We start from the raw sequence: 14,129 nt of genomic DNA on the forward strand, positions 1-14,129 counted from the left end.
TCTCCTCGCTCCGGCGCGCCCGGGAAAGGCTCACATGAGGCGGACACCGGTGCCGAGTCCGGATTGGTCGATGGTGCCGGAATCTCCCGCGAGCGGGCAAGCTCGCGTCCGACCCAAGATCACCGACCACCCGAACGGGTGACTGATTGATCTATTGGGCTACTACTGTTGAACGTCGCCTCGCGCGCTGCCCGAAAATCGGTACCACAGGTAGGAGACTTCCTGGGCGAATCCGCGGGACTGGAGGACATCTGTGGGACACCCGTTCTTCGTGATGACCGAGGACACCTTCCACGCGAGCTACCTGGTGAGCGATTGGCTGGAGGCGTTCTCCGGGGACGCGGACTTCGGCGGGATCGTGCTGCGCGAGCAACCGCTGCCGGCGGAGCTGACCTCGGCCCGCGAGGACTTCCACCGCCGCCACCGGGCGAAGACGGAGTTGGACTCCGCCGGGTGGCGGGAACTGCTCGACCTCTACCCCGGCCTGACCGCCACCGAGCGCGCCATGATCGGCGAGTTCGGCGTCCCGGCGCGCAGCGTGGCGCACTCGCCGGACACGATCTTCATCGGGCCGCCGAACGGGCCCGGCGCGCAGAAGTGGCTCACCCGCCAGTGCGAGACCGCGCGGCCTTACGTATTCATCTTCGTGGACAAGGTCCTCGCGCCCTGGTGGATCGACCTCACCGGCTCCCGAGTCCTCAATGGACACTCGGCGGTCCTGCCGCACGCCCGAGGCATCTACTCCATCGAGCAGATAGCCGCCGCCCAGGACGCCGTGCTGTTCGGCGAAGCGGCAGGGGCCTCGGTGCACTACATCGACACCGGCGTGGACACCGGGCCGATCGTGCGGGTGGAGAAGCTCCGGGACCCGTTCGGGTTCGACTCCGTCTGGAGCTGCAAGGCCCACGCGTTCAAGCTCACCTTCGACCTGCTGGTCGACGCGGCGCGGGATCTCGGCAGGCGGCCGGGTGCCGAGCCGGCGGGGGTCGTGCCCGCGCCCTCGTCGCACGGCGCGGCGGAGTTCGTGCGGGCGGGCTTCCGCGAGGACCGGCACGCCGCCGCCGAGCAGGGCTACCTCGCCATGCGGGCGGCGGCGGGCGGCGCCGGGCGTTAGCCGCGGGCCGCCCGGACCGGCGCCCCTCAGTCCGCGAGCTTGATCCGCACCCTGCGGTTCTGCCTGCCTTTGTTGTCCACCTTCACCACGGTGACCCGCCCGATCTGCGCGGTCGAGGCCACGTGCGTCCCGCCGTCGGCCTGGACGTCGAGCCCGACGATGTCGACCACCCTCAGTTCCGGGTCGTCGCCGGGCGGCGCGACGTTGGCGGTGCGGATCAGGCCGGGGTCGGTGAGCACCTCCTGCCGCTCGACGAAGCGGACGTCGATCCGCCGGTCGCGCTCGATCTCGGCGTTCACGGCGTCCTCCAGGGCCTGCTTGAAGCCCTCGACGACGGACGGGAGGTTGAAGTCCATCCGGGCTTCGCCGGGCTCCATGTTGCCCCCGGTGACGTTGGCCCCGAAGTCGCGGAACACCGTGCCGCACAACACGTGCAAGGCCGAGTGGGTGCGCATGAGGCGGCTGCGGCGCTCGTCGTCCAGCGCGCCCTGCACCGCCGTGCCCGCGGGTGGGACCGGGTCGCCCGGCATCGGCAGCAGAAAGAAATCTTCACCCTTTCGGGTACCGACTATTCGAGTGGAGACGCCCTGCCACAACAACACGCCGTGATCGGGCGGTTGACCGCCGCCACCCGGGTAGAACGCCGAGCGGTCGAGCACGATTCCGGCTTCCGGATCGGCGGGGTCGGACCACAGCACAGTGCAGTCCCATTCCCGAACCGTGGAATCCGCCCAATCGAGGCGATAGCTGCGGCCGTGGTGCGTTACTCCCATGCGCACATCGTATTGCACCTACTGCGCACCACTCATTTCCGCCAAGACCTCCTCGCGGCTGCGCCTGCCCCAGGCCATCGCCGACCAGCGGGTGCCCGGGGTGGTCGCGTCCTCGACCGGGACGGGCGCGTCCGGCACCGCCCGCGCGGCCAGGCCCTCCCCCGCCAGCCACGCGTCGTCGTAGACCGTGTCCAGGTACCGGTACCCCTCGTCGGGCAGCAGCACGGCGGTCAGCGCGTCCGGGTGCTCCCGGGCGTACCACCGGGCGGCCAGGTAGGCGGCCCCGCTGGTGGGGCCCATGAACAAGGCGTGCTCGCGGTGCAGTTCCCGGGTGGCGCGGAACGCCTCGGCGGCGGTGCACCAGTGCACGCTGTCGAACACCGCGTGGTCGAGGTTGGGCGGCAGCAGGCTGTTGCCCAGGCCGCGCAGCACCCTCGGGCCGTCCGGTTGTCCGAACAGGACGCTGTTGTGGGAGTCCACGCCGATCGCGGTGCACTCGGGCACCACCGAGCGCAGCAGCCGGGTCGTGCCGCACATCGAGCCGCCCGAGCCGACCGGCCCCACCAGGCAGTCCACCTGCCCGAGGGTTTCCGCCAGCACCTCGGCCACCAGCGCGTAGGAGCGCGGGTTGTCCGGGTTGCTGTACTGCTCGGGGCAGTACGTCGAGGGCAGTTCGCGGCGGATCTCGGCGACCCGCCGCAACCGCGCGGACTGGTAGCCGCCCGCGTGCGTCGAGGCCGACACCCGCTCCACCACCGCGCCCAGGTCGGTGAGCCTGCGCAGCAGCCGTTCGTCCACCGCCGGGTCGCTGACCAGGATCAGCCGCCGCCCGATCCGCGCGGTCTGCATGGCCAGCGCCAGGCCGAACGTGCCCGAGGTGGTCTCCACGACCACCGTCTCCGGCTCCAGCAACCCCTGCTCCTGCGCCCGGTTCAGGATGTAGCGCGCCGGGATCATCTTCATGAGCGTGAAGCACAGCCCGTAGAGGTTGTCCGCGAGCCTGACGACCTTGGGGGTCTGGTAGGCGGCCGTGGCATCGGGAAAGCCGGCGGCCATCACGCGTCCAGCACGCCGGTCACCGGCAGCCCCGCCGCCCGCACCCGCGCCTGCGCCGAGGCCACCCGGGAGGCCAGGCCCGGCCGCGCGGGGTCGAAGATCAGCCCCGCCACGGTCCCGCTGTGCGCGACCTGCACACCCGCCGCGCCGGTCTCGGCCGCCACGTCGAGCAGCAGGTCGAAGGCGCGGTTGGGCAGGTGGCGCTGGTTGATGCGGGCGCTGGCCGTCGCGACCCGGCCCAGCAGCCCGACGTCGCCGACCGCGAGCGCCCGCCGCAGGGCACCGCGCAGGACGCCGAACACGGCCAGCTCGTTCTCGTCGTACCGGGCGGGCTCGTGGGCGAGGGTGTCGACCGGGTTGCCGGGGTCGGTGTCGCACCCGACGACGACCATGCGCGGCAACGCCGACCCGAAGGACTCCACCACCGCGCCCTTGCGGTGCGCGAACAGCACGACCCGGTCCACGATCATGATCGAGTCGCAGGCGCCCTCGGTCTGCGCCGCCAGCCGGGCCACCTCGCCCTCGGTGAGCACGGTGCCGCAGCTGTCCGCGACGGCCCGGACGGCCGCGGTGACGTCGCTGGTCGAGGACCCCATGCCCAGACCGCGCGGGACGTCGCTGACCACCACGACCCGGCCACCCGCGAGTCCGGGCGACAGCGTGCGCAGCGTCAGGTCGACCGCCCGGCCGACCTTCTCGTAGCCGGGTCCGGGCAGCTCCACCCCGGCACCGGTGCCGGGGTGGAACTCGACCCGGCTGCCCAGCTCGGGGTAGGGCAGCGTCACCAGGGCGCGCACGAGGCCGTCACCGTGGCGGAAGGTGCCTTGCAGGAGTTCACCGTGGTGGGCGTGCGCCGCGCCGATACCCACCCGGCGCTGTCGCTCGGGCGGTCGGCGGGCGGCACGCCGATGCGTTGAAGACAGCAAACCTTCCCCCTAGGGCGTGATCGGGCGGGGTGGCCTGGCGCGTGACCCACCGGGGCGGCACCCGCCCCTGCTGCCCGCCTCCGGTCCGCACCGCGCCGGCGGGCGCGCAGACCGGGCGGGCGCCGGGAGGTTCGTGAAAAGGGTCGCGGATCGGCGGCCGGGCGGAGTCGTCACGATTCCCCCGTCAAGAGGTCCGACACCAGCAGCGGATGGACGCGAGCATTATTCGGCGACTTGAGCGGAGAAGGCGTCCAGAACAACCAAAACATGGGGGGCCACCGATTGACAATCCCCCTTCCAGGGGACGTGCCCACAAACCGAAGAGTGATTGCAAACGCGCCGATCCCGCCCGCGACGATCTCACCGAAGTACCGACGTCTCCGCCGACAGACCCGCCGTATCGACAACGGCTCCGCGGCCCCGCCGAGATCGCGGAACCGCGCGGATCCCGGTGTCGATACGGTTTTCCGCAGGAAATGCGCGACGGTCCCGACAGGTGCGCGTCGACACCTCGCCGGTGAGTCCTCAGTGGACTGCTCGACGCGCGCGAACCGCCCGCGACGGCGGCGCTCAACAGGCCGGGGCGTACGCGGTGCCCGGCAGGAGTTGCCGCCACTCCTCCTCGGTGACGCGGTTCTCGGCGGTGGCGCAGATCCAGCGGATCGTGGCCTCGGGGTCGGTGCGCCAGAACCGCACCTTCCCGTCCCGGCTCCCCGCCGCGACGACGGAGCCGTCCGGGCCGTACTGGACGGACATCACCGCGCCGGAGGCCGTGACCGACGCGGTGCGTTCCGGTCCGGCCGGGTCGGCGAGGTCCCGGAGCCACACCGTGCCGTCCGCGCTGCCCGCGGCGAGTTCGTCGCGGGTCGGGTGGAACGCCAGTCGGTCGACGTCGGCTACCGGGCCGTGCAGCGGTTCGCCGATGGCCGCGGGCCGGTCGGCCGGCCCGGTGCGTCGACGGCGTAGAGGTAGGCGTTGCCGTCGTCGCTGCCCGTCGCCATCAGCGCGCCGTCGGGGCTGAAGTGGACTTCGTTGAGCGCGACGCCGTCCCGCCGATCCCCGGAGTGGTCGACAAACCTCGTCGTCCGCCGTCAGATCGCCCTCGCGCAGGAGCCGGCCGCAGCTCGCGGCGACCGGCAGAGCGACCGGCCCGACAGCGCGTCACGGCCACGGAAACGTCCTGACGTCCCGAGGTCCTGACGTCCGCGCCGCCGGGCTGTCTCACGCGACCGCGCGTACGCACAGGCACACCGAGGGCAGCGCCACCCGGCCATCCGGGACGACGTGCCGTGCGGCGGCCTCCGCCAGCACCCGGTGCACGGCCGGCAGGTCGTCGTCGCCGAACCGGCCGCGCAGTCGGGGCGGCAGCACGTCGAGGGTGAACCTGGCGAAGGCGTCGGGCGAGTCGAGGCGGAAGTCCACGACGTGCTCCTCCACCTCGACGTCGTGGAACCCGGCGGCCTCCACCGCGCCGCGCAGGAGGCCGGCGTCGGCCAGGGCGAACGGGCCGGGCCCGCCGGACGGCGGCGGGTCGAGGGCGAGGTGGCGGGACAGCGTGGCGAAGCCCAGGGCGATCATCGGCACCGAGGCGGGCGGTCCCCACACGGCGGCGGCCAGCACCCCGTGCCGCACGAGCGCGGAACGCAGCGCCCGGAGCGTCGCGACGGGGTCGGCGGTGAGCGGCAGCGCCCAGCGGCTCAGCACGACGTCGTGGCCGCCGGGCGCCACGTCGACGTCGCCGATCGCGAACTCCACCCCGGCCCGACCGGCGGCGCGCGCGCGGGCGGACTCGACCATCACGGGCGACAGGTCGACGCCCAGGACGTGCCCGGCCGGTCCGACCCGGTCGGCCGCGGTGAGCGCGGGTTCGCCCAACCCGGTGCCGAAGTCGAGCACGGAGTGGCCGGGGCGCACCCCGCCCCGGCGGACCAGCAGCGCGGAGGTCGCCGACGCCGCGCGCTCGAAGTCGTCGCTCCACGTCGCCCAGCCCGCGCTGACGGCGTCCCAGACGGCGGTCTGCTCCTGCCGGACGCGGTCCGATTCGTCGGTCGTGATGGGCATGGGTGGCACCTCTCCGCCCCGGGACCCGGTCCCGGGGCCGGTCTCAGAGGAAGCGGGTGGTGGGGTGTTCGGTGGTCCAGGAACCGGGGCGCACGGTCTCCAGCGCGCGCACGACCGCGTCCACGTCGTCGGCGGTGTTGTAGACGCCGAACGACAGCCGCACCGTGCCGACCAGGCCCAGCACGTCGAGGAACGTGCTGGCGCAGTGCACGCCGGCGCGGACGGCCACGCCGTGCCGGTCCAGGTGCCCGCCCACGTCGTAGGGGTGGATGCCGTCCACGACGAACGACACGATGCCGCTGGGCGTCTCCTCCGGCGCGCCGACGACCCGCACGCCGGGCAGCTCCCCCAGCCGCCGCACGGCCAGCCGCACCAGGCCCTCGTCGTGCGCGCGCACCGCGTCCCACCCGAGCCCGGCGAGGTAGTGCAGCCCGGCGACCAGCCCGACCGCGCCGGCGACGTTCGGCGTGCCGGCCTCCAGCCGGTTCGGCACCGGCACGTAGGACACCGGCTCGGTGGCGCTGACCCCCTTCACCGTGCCGCCGCCGACGCGCGCCGGGCGGAGTTCGGCGAGCAGGTCGCGCTTGCCGTACAGGACGCCGGTGCCCATCGGGCCGTAGGTCTTGTGCGCCGAGAAGCAGTAGAAGTCCGCGTCGAGCGCCCGGACGTCCACCGGGTGGTGGGGCACGGCCTGCGCGCCGTCCAGCAGCGCCAGGGCACCGTGGCGGTGGGCCTCGGCGACGAGGTCGGCGACCGGGTTGACCGTGCCCAGCACGTTGGACACGTGCGACACGGCGACCAGCCGCACGCGCGGCCCGAGCAGCGCCGCGAACGCCTCGCGGTCGACCCGGCCCCGACCGTCGACCGGGGCGACCAGGAGGCGGGCGCCGACCTCCTCGGTCAGCCTGCGCCACGGCAGCAGGTTGCTGTTGTGCTCCATGCCGGACACCAGCACGGCGTCGCCCGGTCCGACGAGGCGGCGCGCGAGGCCGTCGACCACCGCGTTCACCGAGTCCGTGGTGCCGCCGGTGAACACGACCTCGTCGGGGTGGCGGGCGTTGAGCGCGGTCTGGACGTCGGCCCGCGCCGCCTCGTACACGTCGGTGGAGAGCCTGCCCAGCTCGTGGTAGCCACGGCCCACGTTGCTGTTGGCCGTCGTGTAGTACCGCACGATCGCATCCAGCACAGCCTGCGGCTTGTGCGTGGTGGCGGCGTTGTCCAGGTACGCGCCGCCGCGCGTGGCCAGGATCGGGAAGTCGGCGCGCACCGACGCGGGCAGCGCCGCGCCGGTGACACCGTGGTCCGCGACGTAGGTCATCGGGGCTCCTCCTCGGACAGGCTGATGAAGGCGTCGACGTGGTGCCGGGGGAACGCGAAGACCTTCTGCGGCGCGTACGGCCGGCGCGCCGGGTCCACGTGGCCGGGTTCGCCGCGTCCGGGCACGCGGCCGTCGACGCGCAGGTGCGGGCCGTCGAAGAACCAGCAGATCTGGCCGATCTGCTCGGCCAGCAGCACCGGGTGCACGCGTTCGGGGTACATCGCCAGGTGGCAGCGGGTCGCCCGGAACTCGCCGCGCGGCCCGAACGCGTTGCCGTGCATCACGTGGCCGAACACGTCGTGCACCGTGCGGAAGACGTCGTTGTGGGTCAGCTCCACGCCGTCCTCCACGACGCCGGAGGGCGTGCGCAGCGGGTGGAAGCCGGTCGTCGGGCCGGGACCGTGCCCGGCGGAGGTGAGGTACACGTGCAGGACCCCGGTCTCGCGCACGTGGCGCACCAGGTGCCGTGAATCCCGGTAGGGCTGGGTGGTGCCCGACCAGGGGCGCACCCGCACCCCGGCGGCCCGGATCGCCCGGTACTGCGCGAGGTTCTCCCGCTTCAGCAGTGCGTAGCGGTCTTCCAGGTCGGCGTTCCAGGCGCACATCGGGGCGGCCTCGAACAGGTCGGCCACCTCGCGGCAGAACCGCTCGACCGGCCGCAGCGGCAACCGCCCGAACTCCGCCATCGACACGGCGGGCAGGTCCGCACGACCGTCGACGTAGGACTGCGCCACGGCGACGAGGTCCTGGGCGGTGTCGCGCTGCTGGGCCAACGATCCCTCCTGCATCACCTCAGGATGGCATCTGTTTTTCAAGTAAACCGTAGCACGATCGACAACCGCACAGGGTTCGCCGCCGACTCCGGAGCGCGACGGCGCGGGGATCGGCGCAGGCCGGGGAAACGGCACGCCGCCCCGAAACCCGGCTGAGGGCGCGCGAAACCCGCCCAGGGTGGGGTGTCCGGCGGCGTCAGACCCCGGCGGGGCGCACGGGGGTGCCGGTCTCCAGGCCGAGCAGGTCGCAGCAGCGGACGACCGCGTCCATCTCGCCCTCCAGCACGAGCCGGCCGGTCACCATCGCCATGAGCGGGGTGAGGCGGTGCGCGCCGATCTGCACGAACGTGGCCGCGTCGGTCTTGGCCCGCATGACCGGGCCGTCCGCCGCGCCCTTCACCGCACGCGCGCGGCCGTCGGACACGTCGATGTGGAACACCTGGTCGTCCACTTGGAACTCGTAGCGCTCGTCCAGGCCGGCCACGCGCGCCTGGTCCAGCATGGCCTCGACGGCGAGGAAGCCCCAGTGCGGGCGCACGGCGTCCTCCGCGTCCAGGTCGCCGACGAACTCCAGGCCCCAGCGGGCCAGGCCCAGCACCACCGGCCGCAGCTCCTCGCCGACCGGGGTGAGTTCGTAGGCCAGCTGCGAGCCGGTGCCGCGCAGGTCCACCTGCCCCACGACGCCGCGCGCGACGAGGAACTTCAAGCGCTCGGCGAGCAGGTTCGTGCCCAGCCCGGGCAGGTTCGCCAGGATGTCGCTGTACCGCGCGGGCCCCATGAGCAGCTCGCGGATGATCAGCAGCGTCCAACGCTCACCGACGACGTCGAGGCCCGACGCGAGGCCGCAGTACTGCTGGTAGGTCCGCTTGGTGCCCATGGCTTCACCCCTTCGACACCCACTATCCTAACCGATAGCGGACGGGTGGACGTCCCGACCAGGCCCACGTCAGCCCCCGCTCCCGAACAAGCCCTTCACCAACACCGGCTTCGCCGCCTCCTGGAAGTCGACGTCGGGGTCGAGGTCGCGAATGGTCCCTTCGATGACCAGTAGCGACAGCAGGGGGAAGATGAGTTCCGGGGCGGCGTGCACGCCGTGCCGGCGCTGGAGGTCGAACATCTCGGCGGCGAACTCGACCAGGCTGAACTCCTTGGCCGACTGGCCGTGGCTGCGCTCGACCAGGTCGGCCATCCGCGCCAGGAACCCCGGCACGTCGGCGTCGGGCCGCAGCCCCGCCGCGCTCTCCACCACGATCTCGGCCGCCCGGTCGCCGCGCCCGATCGCCATGTTCATGAAGAACTCGGCGAACAGCCGGCGCAGCGTGTCCGAGAGCCGCACGCTGAACCCGGCGTCGAGCACCACCACCTGCCCCCCGGTGGTGAAGTACAGGTTGCCGGGGTGCATGTCGCAGTGCACGAAGCCGTCGACGAACAGCATCTGGTAGATCGCGGTGAGCCCGGAGACGCCGAACCGCTTGCGCGCCGCCGGGGTGCAGCGGGCGGCGGTGCCGGTGTCCAGGCCGGGGATGAACTCCATGACGATGCACCGGGGCCGCGAGGCGTCGCAGAACACCTGGGGCACCCACACCCTGGGCACGGCCGCCAGGTTCGCCCGCAGCCGCACCAGCGCGTCGGCCTCGCGTTCGAAGTCGAGCTGGCCGAGCACCGCCCCGGCCACGTGGTCGACCACGTCGGTGACCGGCACCCCGGCGAACAGCGGGAGCCGGGCCACCAGGGCCGCGCCGCGCCGCATGAGCGCCAGGTCGAGCGCCATCACCCGGGCCACGCCGGGGCGGCGGAGCTTGAGCGCCGCCTCGCGGCCGGAGCGGAGCCTGGCCCGGTACACGCACGCCACGCTGCCACTGGCCACCGGCGTGCGGTCGATGTCGGCGAACAGCGCCGGCAGCTCGTCGCCGAACGCCTCGGCGAGCGCCCGGTCGGTCTGCGCCCGCCCCATCGGGGGCACGTCGTCCTGCAGCACGGCCAACTCCGCGCACAGCGCGGGCGTCAGCACGTCGCGCCGCGTGCCCAGCACCTGACCGGCCTTGACGAACGTGGGCCCGAGCCGGATGAGCAACGCGGTCACCCGGCGGTAGAAGTGCCGCAGCCCGGCCTCGCGGCCGGACGCCGCGGCGCGCACGAGGCCCACCACAAGCGCGGGCACCAGCACGGCCAGGACGATCGCGCCCACCCGCACCGCGCGCGCCGCCGCGCCGAGGCGGGTGGGCGCGCCCTCGTCGGACCGGTCCATGGTCGCTCCCGCCTGGTCAGGCCCGGCTCAGGCCCGGGACCTCGATCGCGCGCAGCTGGAAGGTCGTGTAGTCGCAGTACCAGATCCAACTCCCGTCCCAGGTCAGCCCGGTGGGGTTGCCCGCGACGTCGTAGCTGGCGACCTCGCGCCGCTGGGCGATGTCGACCAGGTTGATGGTCCCGGCGCGGTGGTCGGCGTAGGCGAGGTAGTGGTCGGAGACGGTCAGGCCGGCCGGCGGGCGCGACACCGGGATGGCGTCGATCAGCTCACCGCTGTCGACGTTGCGCAGTTCGAGCACCCGCAGGTCCTCGTAGCCCAGCCAGAGGCCGTCGCGGGCCGCTTCCAGGCCGCACAGCACGTTGCCGGGGCGCGGGTTGGGTATCTCGACCACGGACTCCCCGGTGACCGGGTCGAGGACGCGCAGCGCGCGGCGCTCGCCGACCACCTGCACGAGGTTGCCGGACAACGTGGTGAGGTCGGTGCGGACCTCCGGGCACGGCAGGCGGCGCTCGACCTCGCCGCTGGCCGGGTCGAGGGCCATGACCTGGTTGGACACGGCCTCGGAGAACCACAGGAACTCGCCGGACCAGGTGAGCCCGCACAGCTTGAGCGCGCGGACGGGGATGTCGCGGACGGTGCCGACCGAAATGGGCATCAGGCGCTCCTTCGCCGGGAGATGGCGCAGTCCAGGCGCCACCCGGTGACGTCCCGGACCGAGGTGGACCTCGGTGGAGCGGTCAACTCGACGCGCACCTCGTCGCCGGGCAGGACGGGCGTGTGCCGGACCGGCGAGATCCACACCGCCCAGTTGCAGCCCGGGTAGGAGGGGAAGTTGGACAGGGTGACGCCGTCGGCCAGTTCCGCGCTGAAGTGGCCCATGACCGCGTGCAGCTCGCCCGCCCGGCGCACGACGAGACCGCGCGAACCGGTCGGCCTGCCGGAGCGGCTCGCGCCGACCTCGCTGGTGGCGACCACGACGTGCGGGCTGAGCAGGACGGGGTCGCGCTGGAAGAAGTGCAGCTGGGGTCCGGGGGCCACGGCGTCGCGCACCGCGCCGAGCCGGTAGCCCAGGTAGTCGTCGCGCCACACGCCCCAGCCCTCGTCGTCGTACTGGACGGCGGTGAGGTGGGTGGTGAGCCGGCGCGGCACGACCCGGCCACCGGGCGCGAGGTTGCGCCGGACCACGGCGGAGACGACCTCGACCATCTCCTCCTCCGGCCCGAGGTTGCCCATCAGCTCGGCGACCACGACGTCGGCCTTGCGGGGCAGGCGGACCACGCGGGCGTCCCCCTGCACGACGGTGAGCCGGCCGCCGAGGTCGTTGTCCGCGGCGATCCGCTCGGCCAGCGCCGCCATCTGCGGGTCGGCCTCCACGGCGTAGACGTGCCCCGCGCCGTGCCGGAGGGCGAGCACGGACAGCACGAGCGTGCCCGCGCCGACGTCCACGACGACGTCGCCGGGTCGCACGGCCTGCGCGAGCGCGCGGTCGTAGGCGTCGAGGCGTGGTCGGTCCGCGAGCATCACCTGGTGCATGACGAGGAGCCGGGCATCCACGTGCGCCTCCCTCGGTCGCCGGGCAGGACGCTTGGGCGTCGCCCGCCGGAGCGGACGACGCTCAACCGAACTCACTATCCGAATTTAAACCACTACTGTCGGAGCCCGCAACCGGGCGAACGGGGGGCGGGTCAGATGTTGACCGCCGCCGTCTCGCCGACGTGCGCGTCGCGCATGGCGAGCTGCACGCCCGTCAGCCGCGCCTTGACCTCGTTGTCGACCGACACCAGCGGCGAGTCGACGCCGTCCATCCGCAGCTCGGTGCCGGTCGCCTCCACGTCGCGCAGCTTGCCCGCGACGTGCACGGAGTTGTCGGCGTAGAGCGTGCCCTGCGGCGTGCACAGCTCGAAGTTGGTGTCGATGTGCAGGTCGCTCGGGAAGGTGACGCGGCTCAGGCCGTCCTCGGTGCCGTCGCCCAGGGTGCCGCCCGACACGCGCGGCCAGCTCGCCCGCAGCATGACCCGGCCGCCCAGCTCGGCGCAGTGGCCGCTGACCGCCACGCGGGACAGCTGCGCCAGCACGCCCGGACCCTCGTGGTGCTTCTCCGGGCCGAACAGCAGGATCTCGGCGCCGGCGGCCTTGCGGTAGTCGCCGCCCAGGTCGACCCGGACCGTCTTGCCGCCGACCTCCAGCTCCAGCCTGCCCTCCAGGGTGACCTGCATGATCAGCGACGGGTCGACCAGCATCGACATGCAGGGGCCCGCGCTCGGCGCGAAGAAGACCTCCGGCGTGATGCCGACGGGCTCGTTCTCGTCGTTGGCCGGGTACCACGCCTCGGGCAGCGTGGTGCCGCGCGCGACGTTCGGCGCCGGCATGACGTCGAACGGGCCGTCGCCGCGCGGGCGGCCCAGGTACGGACCGGTGAGCGGCTTCTTGAACGGCGGCACGTTGTCCACGATGCCGTAGATGTCGATGACGTTGCGGTGCGCCAGGCGCAGCGTGCTGCTCTCCAGGATGCCGAAGCGGCGGATGTAGAACTCCGCGGGGAAGTTCTTGCCCGGCACGATCTGCTTCACGTGGCCCGAGTTGGGCAGGAACGGGTTGGACAGCACCTGGAGGCGGTCGTCCAGCTCGTAGCTGTAGCCCTTGATGCCGACCTCGGGCGCGCTGATCAGCTCGGTCTCGAACGAGGCGTAGCCCTTCTCGTCCACCCGGTGCTCGAAGCCCGGCATGGGCCACTTGTTCAGCTGCACGAACCCGGAGAGGTTGATCGTCTCCCGCCGGCCCGCGTAGTAGTCGTCGCCGAACACCACCGTCGCCGCGGCGAGGATGTGCGGGCGGATCGGCTTGGGCTCCAGGTTCAGGGACTCGTAGTTCTCCTTGGAGAAACTCAATCCAGACACCTCCAGCGTCTGTCGCGTTGGGACCGCCGGAACCCGTCGCCGTGATCGGCAGGCGGAGCGGTCACTCAAGCTGCACCCAAAATGCTATATTTTTTTTAAGTATTGTCAACACGGGGAGGTGGCCGAAGTGCGCCGGCACCCGCACGGGTGCCGCAGGAGTCGGTGGGATGAGGCCATCCGCGCGTCCCGGATCCGCCGCACGGCGGAACGACCGACGTGCGCGGCACGGTCGGGTGGGGTGGCTCCGCTACCGCGATCGGTGAGTCAGGCCAGGCCGAGCATCCGCGTGCACCGCTGGATCGCGTCGGGGTGCCCCTCGATCGTCACCTTGCCGGTCGCGATGGCGGTGAACGGCGTGAGCAGCCGTGCGCCGATGCGGACGAACGTCTCCGGGCCGCTGGTGACCACGAGGTCCGGGTCCTGGGCGTTGCCCCGGGAGAAGCGCGCCTCCCCCGCCTTGACCTCGATCAGGAACGCCTGGTCGCCGACCCGGAACTCGTAGACCTCGTCGACGTCGGGCACCAGGTCCCGCTCCACCATCGCCTGGACCGCGAGGAAGGCCCACTTCGCGCGCACGGCACCGTCGCTGTCGTCCTCGCCGAGGAACGTCATGCCCCAGCGGGCCAGCGCCAGCACCGGGCCGCGCAGCTCCCGGCCGCGCTCGGTGAGCTGGTAGAGCTTGCCGCGCCCGTCGCCCGGCACCGGGAGCTGCTCGATCACCCCGTGCTCGACCAGCGTCCGCAGCCGCTCGGCGAGCAGGTTCGGCCCGATGCCCGGCAGGTTGTCGATCATCTCGCTGAACCGGGCGGGGCTGACCAGCAGCTCGCGCACGACGAGCAGGGTCCAGCGCTCGCCGATGACGTTCAAGCCGGCCGCGAGCCCGCAGAACTGCCCGTAGTCCCGCTTGCCCGCGACCACCACGCCACCCACTCCTCCGCCGGCCGATACGTACTGACCAGCGTA

General features: G+C 72.7%; 14 protein-coding genes and 1 pseudogene. 1 reads left to right on the forward strand and 14 read right to left on the reverse strand.

The features are described 5' to 3' along the window. Positions 1-253 precede the first annotated feature (253 nt). Positions 254-1,114 carry a formyltransferase family protein gene (locus AC0HI0_RS15580; RefSeq protein ID WP_480933069.1) on the forward strand — a complete coding sequence of 287 codons (861 nt, stop codon included), beginning with the start codon at positions 254-256 and terminating at the stop codon, positions 1,112-1,114. 26 nt (positions 1,115-1,140) lie between these two features. Here the strand turns inward: AC0HI0_RS15580 and AC0HI0_RS15585 are convergent, their stop codons facing one another. The 14 genes and pseudogenes from AC0HI0_RS15585 to AC0HI0_RS15650 all read right to left on the reverse strand — a co-directional run bounded on the left by AC0HI0_RS15585 (position 1,141) and on the right by AC0HI0_RS15650 (position 14,087). Beyond that, positions 1,141-1,644: an alanyl-tRNA editing protein gene (locus tag AC0HI0_RS15585; RefSeq protein ID WP_480933070.1), complete on the reverse strand. Its 504-nt coding sequence runs from the start codon at positions 1,642-1,644 to the stop codon at positions 1,141-1,143. Positions 1,645-1,905: 261 nt separating this feature from the next. Further along, positions 1,906-2,943 carry a cysteine synthase family protein gene (locus AC0HI0_RS15590; protein ID WP_480933071.1) on the reverse strand — a complete coding sequence of 346 codons (1,038 nt, stop codon included), beginning with the start codon at positions 2,941-2,943 and terminating at the stop codon, positions 1,906-1,908. Next, positions 2,943-3,740, reverse strand: a complete 798-nt coding sequence (locus AC0HI0_RS15595) for a GHMP family kinase ATP-binding protein (protein ID WP_480933072.1) — start codon at positions 3,738-3,740, stop codon at positions 2,943-2,945. Before AC0HI0_RS15595 ends, AC0HI0_RS15590 begins: the two co-directional genes overlap by 1 nt. Before the next feature lie 699 nt (positions 3,741-4,439). Next, a complete protein-coding gene (locus AC0HI0_RS15600; RefSeq protein WP_480933073.1) occupies positions 4,440-4,697 on the reverse strand; it encodes a WD40 repeat domain-containing protein in 258 nt (85 codons plus the stop codon). A gap of 3 nt (positions 4,698-4,700) precedes the next feature. Then, positions 4,701-5,009 (reverse strand): annotated as a pseudogene (locus AC0HI0_RS15605) (hypothetical protein); the annotation flags it as partial. Positions 5,010-5,090: 81 nt separating this feature from the next. Next, positions 5,091-5,930, reverse strand: a complete 840-nt coding sequence (locus AC0HI0_RS15610) for a class I SAM-dependent methyltransferase (RefSeq protein ID WP_480933074.1) — start codon at positions 5,928-5,930, stop codon at positions 5,091-5,093. Positions 5,931-5,973: 43 nt separating this feature from the next. Next, a complete protein-coding gene (locus AC0HI0_RS15615; RefSeq protein WP_480933075.1) occupies positions 5,974-7,248 on the reverse strand; it encodes an aminotransferase class V-fold PLP-dependent enzyme in 1,275 nt (424 codons plus the stop codon). Beyond that, positions 7,245-8,036, reverse strand: a complete 792-nt coding sequence (locus AC0HI0_RS15620; protein WP_480933076.1) for a crotonobetainyl-CoA--carnitine CoA-transferase — start codon at positions 8,034-8,036, stop codon at positions 7,245-7,247. The genes AC0HI0_RS15615 and AC0HI0_RS15620 overlap by 4 nt, the downstream gene beginning before the upstream one ends. A 181-nt stretch (positions 8,037-8,217) precedes the next feature. After that, positions 8,218-8,898, reverse strand: coding sequence for a winged helix-turn-helix transcriptional regulator (locus AC0HI0_RS15625; RefSeq protein ID WP_480933077.1), 681 nt, complete (start codon positions 8,896-8,898; stop codon positions 8,218-8,220). A gap of 69 nt (positions 8,899-8,967) precedes the next feature. Continuing rightward, entirely contained in the window at positions 8,968-10,269 is a 1,302-nt protein-coding gene (locus AC0HI0_RS15630) for an ABC1 kinase family protein (protein WP_480933078.1), read from the reverse strand. 16 nt (positions 10,270-10,285) lie between these two features. Continuing rightward, a complete protein-coding gene (locus AC0HI0_RS15635) occupies positions 10,286-10,924 on the reverse strand; it encodes an NHL repeat-containing protein (protein ID WP_480933079.1) in 639 nt (212 codons plus the stop codon). After that, positions 10,924-11,823 carry a class I SAM-dependent methyltransferase gene (locus AC0HI0_RS15640; RefSeq protein WP_480933080.1) on the reverse strand — a complete coding sequence of 300 codons (900 nt, stop codon included), beginning with the start codon at positions 11,821-11,823 and terminating at the stop codon, positions 10,924-10,926. The genes AC0HI0_RS15635 and AC0HI0_RS15640 overlap by 1 nt, the downstream gene beginning before the upstream one ends. A gap of 131 nt (positions 11,824-11,954) precedes the next feature. Continuing rightward, positions 11,955-13,157 (reverse strand): DUF6004 family protein, encoded by a 1,203-nt coding sequence (locus tag AC0HI0_RS15645; RefSeq protein ID WP_480933081.1) that lies wholly within the window; start codon positions 13,155-13,157, stop codon positions 11,955-11,957. Positions 13,158-13,430: 273 nt separating this feature from the next. Next, positions 13,431-14,087 (reverse strand): winged helix-turn-helix transcriptional regulator, encoded by a 657-nt coding sequence (locus AC0HI0_RS15650; RefSeq protein ID WP_480933082.1) that lies wholly within the window; start codon positions 14,085-14,087, stop codon positions 13,431-13,433. Positions 14,088-14,129: the final 42 nt, after the last annotated feature.

It is taken from the genome of Saccharothrix sp. NBAS 001 (assembly GCF_056640475.1).